Origin of the sequence: Enterobacter sp. KBR-315C3_2022 (assembly GCF_041399425.1) — a bacterium.
Lineage (GTDB): Bacteria > Pseudomonadota > Gammaproteobacteria > Enterobacterales > Enterobacteriaceae > Enterobacter.
Map to the genome: position 1 here is coordinate 1 of NZ_JBGKEB010000036.1, position 15,139 is coordinate 15,139.

Sequence of the window (15,139 nt, forward strand, 5' to 3'; positions counted from 1 at the left end):
CATCAAGATGGTTGTGACGCTGATCCACCCAATCGCGATGGACGACGGTCTGCGTTTCGCAATCCGTGAAGGCGGCCGTACCGTTGGCGCGGGCGTTGTTGCTAAAGTTCTCGGCTAATCGCTGATAACATTTGACGCAATGCGCAATAAAAGGGCATCATTTGATGCCCTTTTTGCACGCTTTCACATCAGAACCTGGCTCATCAGTGATTATTTTTGTCATAATCATTGCTGAGACAGGCTCTGCAGAGAGCGTATAATCCGAAAAGCGAATATGCATTTCGATTTGGTTTGCCTCGCAATCGCGGGGTGAAAATGTTTGTAGAATACTTCTGACAGGTTGGTTTATGAGTGCGAATACCGAAGCTCAAGGAAGCGGGCGCGGCCTGGAAGCGATGAAATGGGTAGTCGTAGCCGTGCTGCTGATCGTGGCGATCGTGGGCAACTATCTTTATCGTGACATGATGCTGCCGCTACGTGCGCTTGCAGTGGTAATTCTGATTGCTGCAGCGGGTGGTGTCGCGCTGTTGACCACAAAAGGTAAAGCGACTGTCGCTTTTGCCCGCGAAGCGCGTACCGAAGTCCGTAAGGTAATTTGGCCGACTCGCCAGGAAACATTGCACACCACGCTGATTGTAGCGGCGGTTACCGCTGTAATGTCACTGATCCTGTGGGGACTGGATGGTATTCTGGTTCGCCTGGTATCCTTTATCACTGGCCTGAGGTTCTGAGATGTCTGAAGCCCCTAAAAAGCGCTGGTACGTCGTTCAGGCGTTTTCCGGTTTTGAAGGCCGCGTAGCAACGTCGCTGCGCGAGCATATCAAATTACACAACATGGAAGAGTTGTTTGGCGAAGTTATGGTTCCGACCGAAGAAGTGGTCGAGATCCGTGGCGGCCAGCGCCGCAAAAGCGAGCGTAAATTCTTCCCGGGCTACGTGCTGGTTCAAATGGTTATGAACGACGCGAGCTGGCACCTGGTGCGCAGCGTACCGCGCGTGATGGGCTTTATCGGCGGCACGTCTGACCGTCCGGCGCCAATCAGCGACAAAGAAGTGGATGCGATTATGAACCGCCTGCAGCAGGTTGGTGATAAGCCGCGTCCGAAAACGCTGTTTGAACCGGGTGAAATGGTGCGTGTTAATGACGGTCCGTTTGCTGACTTTAACGGCGTGGTCGAAGAAGTGGACTACGAGAAGTCTCGCCTGAAAGTTTCTGTCTCTATCTTCGGTCGTGCGACCCCGGTAGAACTGGACTTTGCGCAGGTCGAAAAAGCCTAAGCAGCGATCAAAAAAGCGACGATTTAATCGTTGCACAAGGCGCGAGATTGGAATACAATTTCGCGCCTTTTGTTTTTATGGGCCTGTGCCCGTAAGACGAATTTTTATTCACGGGGAGCCTCCTTGAGGCGCTATTACCCAATCAGAGGATTTTAGAATGGCTAAGAAAGTACAAGCCTACGTCAAGCTGCAGGTTGCAGCTGGTATGGCGAACCCAAGTCCACCAGTTGGTCCAGCTCTGGGTCAGCAGGGTGTGAACATCATGGAATTCTGTAAAGCGTTCAACGCCAAAACCGAATCCCTGGAAAAAGGTCTGCCAATCCCAGTCGTAATCACTGTTTACGCTGACCGTTCTTTCACTTTCGTTACCAAAACCCCTCCAGCAGCCGTTCTGCTGAAGAAAGCGGCTGGTATCAAGTCTGGTTCCGGTAAACCGAACAAAGACAAAGTGGGTAAAATTTCCCGCGCTCAGCTGCAGGAAATCGCGCAGACCAAAGCTGCCGACATGACTGGTTCTGACATTGAAGCGATGACTCGCTCAATCGAAGGTACTGCACGTTCCATGGGCCTGGTAGTGGAGGACTAAGAAATGGCTAAACTGACCAAGCGCATGTCCGTGATCCGTGACAAAGTTGATGCGACCAAACAGTACGACATCAACGAAGCTATCGCTCTGCTGAAAGAACTGGCAACTGCTAAGTTCGTTGAAAGCGTTGACGTTGCCGTTAACCTGGGCATCGACGCTCGTAAATCCGATCAGAACGTTCGCGGTGCAACTGTACTGCCACACGGTACTGGCCGTTCCGTTCGCGTAGCTGTATTTGCTCAGGGTGCAAACGCTGAAGCTGCTAAAGCTGCCGGCGCTGAACTGGTAGGTATGGAAGATCTGGCTGATCAGATCAAGAAAGGCGAAATGAACTTTGACGTTGTTATTGCTTCTCCAGATGCAATGCGCGTTGTTGGCCAGCTGGGCCAGGTTCTGGGTCCACGCGGCCTGATGCCAAACCCGAAAGTGGGTACTGTAACGCCTAACGTTGCTGAAGCGGTTAAGAACGCTAAAGCAGGTCAGGTTCGTTATCGTAACGACAAAAACGGCATCATCCACACCACCATCGGTAAAGTGGACTTTGACGCTGACAAACTGAAAGAAAACCTGGAATCTCTGCTGGTTGCGCTGAAAAAAGCAAAACCAACTCAGGCGAAAGGCGTGTACATCAAGAAAGTTAGCATCTCCACCACCATGGGTGCAGGTGTTGCAGTTGACCAGGCTGGCCTGAGCGCTGCTGCAAACTAATGCCTTTACGTGGGCGGTGATTTTGTCTACAATCTTACCCCCACGTTTGCTAATGAAAGTTAGCGGCTAAAAGATTTGTTCGTTGGAGCCTGGCCTATCCAGGCCTCCGTCGAAGACCGCAGGTGTTTCGCAAGAAACTTAATCCCCTGCGTAGACGGTGACAGAACGCTAAGATTATTTTTTGAATACTCTGGCTTGTTTCTGCTCACCGTATTAAGACGCTCTCTCCGTTTGGAGGAGTGAAGTGAGTTCCGGAACATGAGTTCCGGCAAACATCCAGGAGCAAAGCTAATGGCTTTAAATCTTCAAGACAAACAAGCGATTGTTGCTGAAGTCAGCGAAGTAGCCAAAGGCGCGCTGTCTGCAGTAGTTGCGGATTCCCGTGGCGTAACTGTAGACAAAATGACTGAACTGCGTAAAGCAGGTCGTGAAGCTGGCGTATACATGCGTGTTGTTCGTAACACCCTGCTGCGTCGCGTCGTTGAAGGTACTCAGTTCGAGTGCCTGAAAGACACGTTTGTTGGTCCGACCCTGATTGCATACTCTATGGAACACCCGGGCGCAGCTGCTCGTCTGTTCAAAGAGTTCGCGAAAGCGAATGCAAAATTTGAGGTCAAAGCTGCAGCCTTTGAAGGTGAGTTGATCCCGGCATCGCAAATCGATCGCCTGGCAACCCTGCCGACCTACGAAGAAGCAATTGCACGCCTGATGGCAACCATGAAAGAAGCTGCGGCTGGCAAACTGGTTCGCACTCTGGCTGCTGTACGCGATGCGAAAGAAGCTGCTTAATCGCAGTTATCTTTATAAAGCATTTGCTTACGTATAAACTTATTCTGATTTTCAGGAACAATTTAAATGTCTATCACTAAAGATCAAATCATTGAAGCAGTAGCAGCTATGTCCGTAATGGACGTTGTAGAGCTGGTTTCTGCAATGGAAGAAAAATTCGGTGTTTCCGCTGCTGCTGCTGTAGCTGTAGCTGCTGGCCCGGCTGAAGCTGCTGAAGAAAAAACTGAATTCGACGTAATTCTGAAAGCTGCTGGCGCTAACAAAGTTGCTGTTATCAAAGCAGTACGTGGCGCAACTGGCCTGGGTCTGAAAGAAGCTAAAGACCTGGTAGAATCTGCTCCAGCTGCGCTGAAAGAAGGCGTGAGCAAAGACGACGCAGAAGCACTGAAAAAATCTCTGGAAGAAGCTGGCGCTGAAGTTGAAGTTAAATAAGCCAACTTTTCTGGTTGCAGCCTAAGAAATTAGGCTGATGGCTGGTGACTTTTTAGTCACCAGCCTTTTTGCGCTGTAAGGCATCAGCAGCATTTCACACTGTTTGACTGCTGGTTGTCCTGACAATGCATGTTTCTATCGACGACTTAATATATTGCGACAGGGTGCTCGCTCTGTGTAAATCGCGACGAAATGATTTAAGCGTGATAGCAACAGGTATTGCGGAAAGTATTCAATTTTCCGGTCCACAAAATGGTGTTGCACAAACTGTCCCTTCGTCGGACAGATGGGTCGACTTGTCAGCGAGCTGAGGAACCCTATGGTTTACTCCTATACCGAGAAAAAACGTATTCGTAAGGATTTTGGTAAACGTCCACAAGTTCTGGACATTCCATATCTCCTTTCTATCCAGCTTGACTCGTTCCAGAAGTTTATCGAGCAAGATCCTGAAGGGCAGTACGGTCTGGAAGCAGCCTTCCGCTCCGTGTTCCCGATTCAGAGCTACAGCGGTAACTCCGAGCTGCAGTACGTCAGCTACCGCCTTGGCGAACCGGTGTTTGACGTTCAGGAATGTCAGATCCGTGGCGTGACCTATTCCGCACCGCTGCGCGTAAAACTGCGTCTGGTGATCTACGAGCGCGAAGCGCCGGAAGGCACCGTTAAAGACATTAAAGAACAAGAAGTCTACATGGGTGAAATTCCACTCATGACGGACAACGGTACTTTCGTAATCAACGGTACTGAGCGTGTTATCGTTTCCCAGCTGCATCGTAGCCCGGGCGTCTTCTTCGACAGCGATAAAGGTAAAACGCACTCATCCGGTAAAGTACTGTATAACGCACGCATCATTCCTTACCGTGGTTCATGGCTGGACTTCGAGTTCGATCCTAAAGACAACCTGTTTGTCCGTATCGACCGTCGTCGTAAGCTGCCTGCAACCATCATTCTGCGTGCACTGCAATACACCACTGAGCAGATCCTGGACCTGTTCTTTGAGAAAGTGATCTTTGAAATCCGCGACAACAAGCTGCAGATGGAGCTGGTGCCGGAACGTCTGCGTGGTGAGACCGCGTCGTTCGACATCGAAGCCGACGGCAAAGTGTATGTGGAAAAAGGTCGCCGTATCACCGCGCGCCACATCCGCCAGCTGGAAAAAGATGATATCAAACACATCGAAGTACCGGTTGAATATATTGCAGGAAAAGTAGCCGCGAAAGATTACGTTGATGAATCAACTGGCGAGCTGATCTGCCCAGCGAACATGGAGCTGAGCCTGGATCTGCTGGCTAAGCTGAGCCAGTCTGGCCACAAACGTATCGAAACGCTGTTCACCAACGATCTGGACCACGGTCCATACATCTCTGAGACTGTACGCGTCGACCCAACGACCGATCGTCTGAGCGCGCTGGTAGAAATCTACCGCATGATGCGTCCTGGTGAGCCACCAACTCGCGAAGCGGCTGAAAGCCTGTTCGAGAACCTGTTCTTCTCCGAAGACCGCTACGATCTGTCCGCGGTAGGTCGTATGAAGTTCAACCGTTCTCTGCTGCGCGACGAAATCGAAGGTTCCGGTATCCTGAGCAAAGACGACATCATCGAAGTGATGAAGAAGCTCATCGATATCCGTAACGGCAAAGGCGAAGTGGACGACATCGACCACCTCGGCAACCGTCGTATCCGTTCCGTAGGTGAAATGGCGGAAAACCAGTTCCGTGTTGGCCTGGTCCGTGTTGAGCGTGCGGTGAAAGAGCGTCTGTCTCTGGGCGATCTGGATACCCTGATGCCTCAGGATATGATCAACGCCAAGCCGATTTCTGCAGCAGTGAAAGAGTTCTTTGGTTCCAGCCAGCTGTCTCAGTTTATGGACCAGAACAACCCGCTGTCTGAGATTACGCACAAACGTCGTATCTCTGCACTCGGCCCAGGCGGTCTGACCCGTGAACGTGCAGGCTTTGAAGTTCGAGACGTACACCCGACTCACTACGGTCGCGTATGCCCAATCGAAACGCCTGAAGGTCCAAACATCGGTCTGATCAACTCCCTGTCCGTGTACGCACAGACTAACGAATACGGTTTCCTCGAGACCCCGTACCGTAAAGTGACTGACGGTGTTGTAACCGACGAAATTCACTACCTGTCTGCTATCGAAGAAGGCAACTACGTTATCGCTCAGGCGAACTCCAACCTGGATGACGAAGGCCACTTTGTAGAAGACCTGGTTACCTGCCGTAGCAAAGGCGAATCCAGCTTGTTCAGCCGCGACCAGGTTGACTACATGGACGTATCCACCCAGCAGGTGGTATCCGTCGGTGCGTCCCTGATCCCGTTCCTGGAACACGATGACGCCAACCGTGCATTGATGGGTGCGAACATGCAACGTCAGGCCGTTCCAACTCTGCGCGCTGATAAGCCGCTGGTTGGTACCGGTATGGAACGTGCTGTTGCCGTTGACTCCGGTGTAACTGCGGTTGCTAAACGTGGCGGTACCGTTCAGTACGTGGATGCTTCCCGTATCGTTATCAAAGTTAACGAAGACGAGATGTACCCGGGCGAAGCAGGTATCGACATCTATAACCTGACCAAATACACCCGTTCTAACCAGAACACCTGTATCAACCAGATGCCTTGCGTATCTCTGGGTGAGCCAGTTGAGCGCGGCGACGTGCTGGCAGACGGTCCGTCCACCGACCTCGGTGAACTGGCGCTCGGTCAGAACATGCGCGTAGCGTTCATGCCGTGGAACGGTTACAACTTCGAAGACTCCATCCTCGTCTCCGAGCGTGTGGTTCAGGAAGATCGTTTCACCACCATCCACATTCAGGAACTGGCCTGTGTGTCCCGTGACACCAAGCTGGGGCCAGAAGAGATCACCGCCGACATCCCTAACGTGGGTGAAGCTGCGCTCTCCAAACTGGATGAGTCCGGTATCGTTTACATCGGTGCAGAAGTGACCGGCGGCGACATTCTGGTTGGTAAGGTAACGCCGAAAGGTGAAACCCAGCTGACGCCAGAAGAGAAACTGCTGCGTGCTATCTTCGGTGAGAAAGCGTCTGACGTTAAAGACTCTTCTCTGCGCGTACCAAACGGTGTTTCCGGTACGGTTATCGACGTTCAGGTCTTCACCCGTGACGGCGTTGAGAAAGATAAACGTGCGCTGGAAATCGAAGAGATGCAGCTCAAACAGGCTAAGAAAGACCTGTCTGAAGAACTGCAGATCCTCGAAGCGGGTCTGTTCAGCCGTATCTACGCGGTGCTGGTTGCCGGTGGCGTTGAAGCTGAGAAGCTCGACAAACTGCCACGCGATCGCTGGCTGGAACTGGGCCTGACCGACGAAGAGAAACAAAATCAGCTGGAACAGCTGGCTGAGCAGTATGACGAACTGAAACATGAGTTCGAGAAAAAACTCGAAGCGAAACGCCGTAAAATCACTCAGGGCGACGATCTGGCACCAGGCGTGCTGAAGATTGTTAAGGTGTATCTGGCTGTTAAACGTCAGATCCAGCCTGGTGATAAGATGGCAGGTCGTCACGGTAACAAGGGTGTTATCTCTAAGATCAACCCGATCGAAGATATGCCGCACGATGCTAACGGTACGCCGGTAGATATCGTACTGAACCCGCTGGGCGTACCGTCTCGTATGAACATCGGTCAGATCCTGGAAACCCACCTGGGTATGGCTGCGAAAGGTATCGGCGACAAGATTAACGCCATGCTGAAGCAGCAGGAAGAAGTCGCGAAACTGCGCGAATTCATCCAGCGTGCCTACGATCTGGGTACCGACGTGCGTCAGAAAGTCGACCTGAACACCTTCAGCGATGAAGAAGTGCTGCGTCTGGCAGAGAACCTGCGCAAAGGTATGCCAATTGCAACGCCGGTCTTCGACGGTGCAAAAGAAGCTGAAATTAAAGAGCTGCTGCAACTGGGTGGTCTGCCAACGTCTGGTCAGATTACGCTGTTTGACGGCCGTACCGGTGAACAGTTCGAGCGTCCGGTAACCGTAGGTTACATGTACATGCTGAAACTGAACCACCTGGTCGACGACAAGATGCACGCTCGTTCTACCGGTTCTTACAGCCTGGTTACTCAGCAGCCGCTGGGTGGTAAGGCACAGTTCGGTGGTCAGCGCTTCGGGGAGATGGAAGTGTGGGCGCTGGAAGCATACGGCGCGGCATACACCCTGCAGGAAATGCTTACCGTTAAGTCTGATGACGTGAACGGTCGTACTAAGATGTATAAAAACATCGTGGACGGCAACCATCAGATGGAACCAGGCATGCCAGAATCCTTCAACGTACTGTTGAAAGAGATTCGTTCGCTGGGTATCAACATCGAACTGGAAGACGAGTAATTCTCGCTCAAACAGGTCACTGGTGTCGGGTTAACCCCCGACACCAGATTGTGCTAACTCCGACGGGAGCAAATCCGTGAAAGATTTATTAAAGTTTCTGAAAGCGCAGACTAAAACCGAAGAGTTTGATGCGATCAAAATTGCTCTGGCTTCGCCAGACATGATCCGTTCATGGTCTTTCGGTGAAGTTAAGAAGCCGGAAACCATCAACTACCGTACGTTCAAGCCTGAGCGTGACGGCCTTTTCTGTGCGCGTATTTTCGGGCCAGTAAAAGACTACGAGTGCCTGTGCGGTAAGTACAAGCGCCTGAAACACCGTGGTGTGATCTGCGAGAAGTGCGGCGTTGAAGTGACCCAGACCAAAGTGCGTCGTGAGCGCATGGGCCACATCGAACTGGCGTCTCCAACTGCGCACATCTGGTTCCTGAAATCTCTGCCGTCCCGTATCGGCCTGCTGCTGGATATGCCGCTGCGCGATATCGAACGTGTTCTGTACTTCGAATCTTATGTGGTTATCGAAGGCGGGATGACGAACCTGGAACGCCACCAGATTCTGACCGAAGAACAGTATCTGGACGCGCTGGAAGAGTTCGGTGACGAATTTGACGCGAAGATGGGTGCGGAAGCTATCCAGGCCCTGCTGAAGAGCATGGATCTGGAGCAAGAGTGCGAGCAGCTGCGTGAAGAGCTGAACGAAACCAACTCCGAAACCAAGCGTAAAAAGCTGACCAAGCGTATCAAGCTGCTGGAAGCATTCGTTCAGTCTGGTAACAAGCCAGAGTGGATGATCCTGACCGTTCTGCCGGTTCTGCCGCCAGATCTGCGTCCGCTGGTTCCGCTGGACGGCGGTCGTTTCGCAACGTCGGATCTGAACGATCTGTACCGTCGCGTCATCAACCGTAACAACCGTCTGAAACGTCTGCTGGATCTGGCTGCGCCGGACATCATCGTACGCAACGAAAAACGTATGCTGCAGGAAGCGGTTGACGCCCTGCTGGATAACGGTCGTCGCGGTCGTGCGATCACCGGTTCGAACAAGCGTCCTCTGAAATCTTTGGCCGACATGATCAAAGGTAAGCAGGGTCGTTTCCGTCAGAACCTGCTCGGTAAGCGTGTTGACTACTCCGGTCGTTCTGTAATCACCGTAGGTCCATACCTGCGTCTGCATCAGTGCGGTCTGCCGAAGAAAATGGCGCTGGAGCTGTTCAAACCGTTCATCTACGGCAAGCTGGAACTGCGTGGCCTGGCCACCACCATCAAAGCCGCGAAGAAAATGGTTGAGCGTGAAGAAGCTGTCGTTTGGGATATCCTGGACGAAGTTATCCGCGAACACCCGGTACTGCTGAACCGTGCACCAACACTGCACCGTCTGGGTATCCAGGCATTTGAGCCAGTCCTGATCGAAGGTAAAGCTATCCAGCTGCACCCGCTGGTTTGTGCGGCGTATAACGCCGACTTCGATGGTGACCAGATGGCTGTTCACGTACCGCTGACGCTGGAAGCCCAGCTCGAAGCGCGTGCGCTGATGATGTCTACCAACAACATCCTGTCTCCAGCGAACGGTGAGCCAATCATCGTTCCTTCTCAGGACGTTGTATTGGGTCTGTACTACATGACCCGTGACTGTGTTAACGCCAAAGGCGAAGGCATGGTGCTGACTGGCCCTAAAGAAGCTGAGCGTATCTACCGCGCTGGCCTGGCCTCTCTGCATGCGCGCGTTAAAGTGCGTATCACCGAATATGAAAAAGATGAAAACGGCGAATTCGTTGCGAAAACCAGCCTGAAAGACACGACCGTTGGCCGTGCGATTCTGTGGATGATCGTACCGAAAGGTCTGCCTTTCTCCATCGTCAACCAGGCGCTGGGCAAGAAAGCGATCTCCAAAATGCTGAACACCTGTTACCGCATTCTGGGCCTGAAGCCGACCGTAATCTTCGCTGACCAGACCATGTACACCGGCTTTGCTTACGCTGCGCGCTCAGGTGCGTCCGTAGGTATCGACGACATGGTTATCCCAGAGAAGAAACACGAGATCATCTCTGAAGCGGAAGCCGAAGTTGCTGAGATCCAGGAGCAGTTCCAGTCTGGTCTGGTTACCGCGGGCGAACGCTATAACAAAGTTATCGATATCTGGGCAGCGGCGAACGATCGTGTATCCAAAGCGATGATGGATAACCTGCAGACCGAAACCGTGATTAACCGTGACGGCGTTGAAGAGCAGCAGGTTTCCTTCAACAGCATCTACATGATGGCCGACTCCGGTGCGCGTGGTTCTGCAGCACAGATTCGTCAGCTGGCAGGTATGCGTGGTCTGATGGCGAAGCCGGATGGCTCCATCATCGAAACGCCAATCACCGCGAACTTCCGTGAAGGTCTGAACGTACTCCAGTACTTCATCTCCACGCACGGTGCGCGTAAAGGTCTGGCGGATACCGCACTGAAAACAGCGAACTCCGGTTATCTGACGCGTCGTCTGGTTGACGTTGCGCAGGATCTGGTTGTGACCGAAGACGACTGTGGCACGCTGGAAGGTCTGGTGATGACCCCGGTTATCGAAGGTGGCGATGTTAAAGAGCCGCTGCGCGATCGCGTATTGGGTCGTGTAACCGCGGAAGACATTCTGAAGCCGGGTACCGCAGACATTCTGGTTCCACGCAACACGCTGCTGCACGAGCACTGGTGTGACCTGCTGGAAGCGAACTCTGTTGACTCCGTGAAAGTGCGTTCCGTTGTATCCTGTGACACCGACTTTGGTGTATGTGCACACTGCTATGGTCGTGACCTGGCGCGTGGCCACATCATCAACAAAGGTGAAGCAATCGGCGTTATCGCGGCACAGTCCATCGGTGAGCCGGGTACACAGCTGACGATGCGTACGTTCCACATCGGTGGTGCGGCATCTCGTGCGGCTGCTGAATCCAGCATCCAGGTGAAAAACAAAGGTAGCATCAAGCTCAGCAACGCGAAGTCTGTTGTTAACTCTTCAGGCAAGCTGGTTGTCACCTCTCGTAACACCGAGCTGAAGCTGATCGACGAATTCGGTCGTACCAAAGAGAGCTATAAAGTGCCTTACGGTGCTGTTATGGCGAAAGGTGATGGCGAGCAGGTTGCCGGCGGTGAAACCGTTGCAAACTGGGATCCACACACCATGCCGGTTATCACCGAAGTAAGTGGTTTCATCCGCTTTACTGACATGATCGACGGCCAGACCATTACTCGTCAGACCGACGAGCTGACCGGTCTGTCTTCTCTGGTGGTTCTGGATTCTGCTGAGCGTACTGCCGGTGGTAAAGATCTGCGTCCTGCACTGAAAATCGTTGATGCTCAGGGTAACGACGTTCTGATCCCGGGTACCGACATGCCTGCGCAGTACTTCCTGCCGGGTAAAGCGATTGTACAGCTGGAAGATGGCGTACAGATCAGCTCTGGTGACACCCTGGCGCGTATTCCTCAGGAATCCGGCGGTACCAAGGACATCACCGGTGGTCTGCCACGCGTTGCGGATCTGTTCGAAGCACGTCGTCCGAAAGAGCCTGCAATCCTGGCTGAAATCAGCGGTATCATTTCCTTCGGTAAAGAGACCAAAGGTAAACGCCGTCTGGTTATCACCCCAGTTGATGGCAGCGAGCCGTACGAAGAGATGATTCCTAAGTGGCGTCAGCTCAACGTGTTCGAAGGTGAACGTGTAGAACGTGGTGACGTTGTTTCCGATGGTCCAGAAGCACCGCACGACATTCTGCGTCTTCGTGGCGTACACGCGGTAACGCGTTACATCACCAACGAAGTACAGGACGTTTACCGTCTCCAAGGCGTTAAGATTAACGATAAGCACATCGAAGTTATCGTTCGTCAGATGCTGCGTAAAGCAACCATCGAAAACGCAGGCAGCTCCGACTTCCTGGAAGGCGAGCAGGTTGAATACTCACGCGTTAAGATTGCTAACCGCGATCTGGAAGCGAACGGCAAAATCGGTGCGACCTTCGCGCGCGATCTGCTGGGTATCACCAAAGCGTCTCTGGCAACCGAGTCCTTCATCTCTGCAGCATCGTTCCAGGAAACCACGCGTGTCCTGACCGAAGCGGCTGTTGCGGGTAAACGTGATGAACTGCGCGGTCTGAAAGAGAACGTTATCGTGGGTCGTCTGATCCCGGCTGGTACAGGCTATGCGTACCATCAGGATCGTATGCGTCGTCGTGCCGCGGGCGAACTGCCAGCAGCACCGCAGGTTACTGCAGAAGATGCATCCGCGAGCCTGGCAGAACTGCTGAACGCAGGTCTGGGTGGTTCTGACAACGATTAATCGTTGATGTCGCTAATAAAAAACCCGCTTCGGCGGGTTTTTTATTGTCTTTTGTAGGCCCGGTAAGCGTAGCGCCACCGGGCTTTTTATCAGTTAATCAGCGGGATCCGTCGATAAAGCTCAATCATATCGCCCGCCAGATCCTGGATGACCATCGCGTTCATCAGGTGATCCTGCGAGTGAACGGTGATCAGGTTAACCGGTAGCTTGCCGGTGCCTTCATCAAGGCCGATAAGCTGCGTCTGGATAGTGTGCGCGTGCTTAACGTATTCGCGCGACTCTTCCATCGCTTTTTCAGCTTCGTCAAAGTCACCCTTGCGCGCCATCTGCAACGCCGTCAGGGCCGCGCTGCGCGCTGCGCCCGCATTGACCAGCAGTTCCATGATCGTTGTTTCTAAGTCTTCCATTATGACTCCAGCAGCTTGAGCGCTTTCTCAAGTACGGCATCACCTTTCATCATGCCGTAATCCATCATATCAATCACCGCAACCTTTTTACCCAGCGGGTCAGCCTGCGCCTGCAGTTTTGCCTGCTCGTATTTAACCTGTGGCCCCAGCAATACGATGTCGGCCGTCGCGATATTGTCTTTAAACTCTGCGACAGGAACGGCTTTAATGGTTACTTCGACCCCTTTTTTCTGCGCGGCGTCCTTCATTCGTTGAACCAGCATGCTGGTTGACATTCCCGCTGCACAGCATAAAACGATGTTCTTCATAGTCAGCCTCGATCTACATGTGTTTATTGATAATTATCCCGTGCAGACCGCTTCAACAACCGCTTTGCCGCGAATGTGTGTGAGTCATCACAAAGAAATCAGCATTTTTCTGAAACCGGTTACAATTTTTGCCGTGAAGGGAAAGATGCCCGCCGTAGCGGGCATAAAAGAGGAGGGGACGTTAACGCTCAGCCGTGCGTAATATGCGGTTTTTACCCTGCTGCTTGGCGGTGTACAAGGCGTTGTCGACGCTGCCAACAAACTCCTCCAGCGGCTCGAAGCGCCACTCTCCCAGCCCGGCGCTGAACGTGACGTGAAGGTTTTCTTCACGCCACGCGCGGTTTTCAACGGCGAGGCGCCATCTTTCCAGCAGCGAGAATGACGCGTCGAACAGCTCGGCCGTGAAAATCACCGCAAACTCTTCGCCGCCGTAGCGATAAACGGAAACACTTTGCGGCTGCATTACCTGCAGCCCCTCGCGCGCAACGCTGCGCAGGACGATATCGCCGCTCAGGTGGCCCCACGTGTCGTTGATCGACTTGAAGTTATCAATATCGATAAGAGCAAGGGCAAAAGGCTGGTGGCTGTTAAGCAGCTTAGCGACGTCCTCATCGAACGCGCGGCGGTTCTTGCAGCCCGTCAGCGCATCGTGCGTTGCCTGACGCGCATACGCCATCTCCCGCGCTTTATTCGACTGAATGGTATGGCTTAGCGTTGCCTCAAGGCGCGGCGTCTGGCTGACGTCGCCGGTTCTAATTGCATGGATAATATTGAGCAAGACGGTGCGGGAAGCATGGCGCAGGTACAGGCCGAAAAGAATAATGACGATGCTGGCCAGCGCAAAACCCCATCCGATGATGGTGGTCTCGTGGCGCGTGATGTCAGAGAGCGTTTGGCCCGAGACGCGGTAGATCACAAACCAGTCAGGATTGGTGAAGGAGTAGTAGTAATACCAGTTCTTGCCTTTTTTATCGTAAAAGTGCCCTTCGCCGCTGGTCATTTTATCCATCAGGGTTTGGCTCACGTACTGCTTAGAGAGCGCGCCGGTATCCGGGTGAAGCACCACCCTGCCGTCGCGTTCGACGACATAGAATTCGCCCTGCACGGGAGACACCATCTGTCGCAGGGTATAGCCCATGGAGGCCAAATCCAGATGAAACGCGAGCGTCCCTTTAAGCCGCCCTTCGGGAGAAATCACGGGCTTATAAAGCGTTACCGTCGGCTTCCCGTTAAAGTAGTCTTTGTAAGGGTCGGTATAGTGGCTGAACGTACTGGCCTCCGCCTGCCCGACGAACCACGGGCGTTTCCGGGCATCAAACGTTTTGCTTTTTTCCGAGGGAAGCACTTCAGGTGCGCGCAGATAGTGCCCCTCCGTGTCTGCCAGTGAGATGGACGAAACGGTGGGCATCAGGTTTTGAAGGTGCATTAGCACCTGCAATCCTTCAGCTGGATTGACGTTTACCGTCTGATTTAACCGATCGTTTCGGGCAAAATAGGTCGTCGAGCGGCCGAGAATGTAGTCGTTTTCACGCAGGATCGATTCGGTATAGTTTACCGCCAGGTTGTGGGTAAAATTCCCGTTTATCTTATGATAATCCTCAAGAAAATCCTTGCGCTGTGAAAGGGTTATAAACACAGCGATCAGCATGAAACTGAACAATATGCCCGCGAAACTGACCATGATCGGTCTGGTAAAAGAGAGTTTTCTGCTGTGAAGTGCCATGAGTTGTACATCAGTCCAGAGAGTATCGCATTGTGTGAATCATTATCCTCTCAGCATAGTCGCTGCCTGGATGTTGAATAATAATTATAAGGATCGCGTCTAACGGCGTGATGATTTGTCTTAAGAATAGATAAGAATTTACGCATTTATTTTATGAATAGCCTTGTGATGGAGTGAGAGGGCAGGGCGAAACGAGGAAGAAGCTTTTCGCCCTGGACGGCATCCGTTGCTGTCCCGCCTAGCATAAGTAAACCGGGCGT

Annotated in this window: 13 protein-coding genes; 10 read left to right on the forward strand and 3 right to left on the reverse strand. The window is 52.6% G+C overall.

The genetic code is table 11. From position 1 onward, the window contains the following. From AB8804_RS22095 to rpoC, 9 genes are all read left to right on the forward strand, one after another. On the forward strand, nucleotides 1-118 hold a 118-nt coding region (locus AB8804_RS22095), incomplete at its 5' end, for an elongation factor Tu (protein ID WP_000531011.1). Nucleotides 119-347: 229 nt separating this feature from the next. Continuing rightward, nucleotides 348-731 carry a preprotein translocase subunit SecE gene (gene secE, locus AB8804_RS22100; protein ID WP_003862342.1) on the forward strand — a complete coding sequence of 128 codons (384 nt, stop codon included), beginning with the start codon at nucleotides 348-350 and terminating at the stop codon, nucleotides 729-731. Nucleotide 732: 1 nt separating this feature from the next. Then, the gene (gene nusG, locus AB8804_RS22105; protein ID WP_003862341.1) at nucleotides 733-1,278 is read left to right on the forward strand and encodes a transcription termination/antitermination protein NusG; all 546 of its coding nucleotides are present in this window, start codon (nucleotides 733-735) and stop codon (nucleotides 1,276-1,278) included. A 157-nt stretch (nucleotides 1,279-1,435) separates the two neighbouring features. Then, entirely contained in the window at nucleotides 1,436-1,864 is a 429-nt protein-coding gene (gene rplK / locus AB8804_RS22110; RefSeq protein ID WP_004097640.1) for a 50S ribosomal protein L11, read from the forward strand. Nucleotides 1,865-1,867: 3 nt separating this feature from the next. Further along, nucleotides 1,868-2,572, forward strand: a complete 705-nt coding sequence (rplA, locus tag AB8804_RS22115) for a 50S ribosomal protein L1 (protein WP_006176745.1) — start codon at nucleotides 1,868-1,870, stop codon at nucleotides 2,570-2,572. A gap of 291 nt (nucleotides 2,573-2,863) precedes the next feature. Beyond that, a complete protein-coding gene (rplJ, locus tag AB8804_RS22120; RefSeq protein ID WP_003862338.1) occupies nucleotides 2,864-3,361 on the forward strand; it encodes a 50S ribosomal protein L10 in 498 nt (165 codons plus the stop codon). 66 nt (nucleotides 3,362-3,427) lie between these two features. Continuing rightward, complete coding sequence (rplL, locus tag AB8804_RS22125; RefSeq protein ID WP_002445276.1) at nucleotides 3,428-3,793, forward strand: 50S ribosomal protein L7/L12; 366 nt, start codon at nucleotides 3,428-3,430, stop codon at nucleotides 3,791-3,793. Between the two features lie 319 nt (nucleotides 3,794-4,112). Next, entirely contained in the window at nucleotides 4,113-8,141 is a 4,029-nt protein-coding gene (gene rpoB, locus AB8804_RS22130; protein WP_371190081.1) for a DNA-directed RNA polymerase subunit beta, read from the forward strand. 76 nt (nucleotides 8,142-8,217) lie between these two features. Then, the gene (gene rpoC / locus AB8804_RS22135; RefSeq protein WP_371190082.1) at nucleotides 8,218-12,441 is read left to right on the forward strand and encodes a DNA-directed RNA polymerase subunit beta'; all 4,224 of its coding nucleotides are present in this window, start codon (nucleotides 8,218-8,220) and stop codon (nucleotides 12,439-12,441) included. Nucleotides 12,442-12,530: 89 nt separating this feature from the next. On the opposite strand, the gene AB8804_RS22140 is transcribed toward rpoC, so the two are convergent. Then, nucleotides 12,531-12,848, reverse strand: a complete 318-nt coding sequence (locus AB8804_RS22140) for a PTS lactose/cellobiose transporter subunit IIA (RefSeq protein WP_119938511.1) — start codon at nucleotides 12,846-12,848, stop codon at nucleotides 12,531-12,533. Further along, entirely contained in the window at nucleotides 12,848-13,156 is a 309-nt protein-coding gene (locus tag AB8804_RS22145; protein WP_010425948.1) for a PTS sugar transporter subunit IIB, read from the reverse strand. Before AB8804_RS22145 ends, AB8804_RS22140 begins: the two co-directional genes overlap by 1 nt. Here AB8804_RS22145 and AB8804_RS22150 point away from each other — a divergent pair. Beyond that, a complete protein-coding gene (locus AB8804_RS22150; protein WP_371190098.1) occupies nucleotides 13,110-13,358 on the forward strand; it encodes a hypothetical protein in 249 nt (82 codons plus the stop codon). The two genes, AB8804_RS22145 and AB8804_RS22150, sit on opposite strands and share 47 nt — an antisense overlap. On the opposite strand, the gene AB8804_RS22155 is transcribed toward AB8804_RS22150, so the two are convergent. After that, nucleotides 13,338-14,879 carry a diguanylate cyclase domain-containing protein gene (locus AB8804_RS22155; protein ID WP_371190083.1) on the reverse strand — a complete coding sequence of 514 codons (1,542 nt, stop codon included), beginning with the start codon at nucleotides 14,877-14,879 and terminating at the stop codon, nucleotides 13,338-13,340. The two genes, AB8804_RS22150 and AB8804_RS22155, sit on opposite strands and share 21 nt — an antisense overlap. Nucleotides 14,880-15,139 lie beyond the last annotated feature (260 nt).